The 293-nt window shown below is 52.9% G+C and carries 1 rRNA gene; it reads left to right on the top strand.

The features are described 5' to 3' along the window. Positions 1-293, top strand: a 23S ribosomal RNA gene (locus J9892_RS21520); the annotation flags it as partial.

The raw sequence follows: 293 nt of genomic DNA, 5'->3' as shown, positions 1-293 counted from the left end.
GGTTAATATTCCTGCACGACTTGTAATTGCGATGGGGGGACGGAGAAGGCTAGGTGGGCCAGGCGACGGTTGTCCTGGTGAAAGTGCGTAGGTGGTGTTTCTAGGCAAATCCGGAGACACAACACTGAGACACGAGACGAACGCACTACGGTGCGGAAGCCATTGATGCCCTGCTTCCAGGAAAAGCCTCTAAGCTTCAGATTACAAGTCATCGTACCCCAAACCGACACAGGTGGTCGGGTAGAGAATACCAAGGCGCTTGAGAGAACTCGGGTGAAGGAACTAGGCAAAAT

The organism is Aeromonas sp. Prich7-2, assembly GCF_017939255.1.
Lineage (GTDB): Bacteria > Pseudomonadota > Gammaproteobacteria > Enterobacterales > Aeromonadaceae > Aeromonas > Aeromonas caviae.
This window is presented reverse-complemented; position numbering and strand designations above follow the sequence as displayed.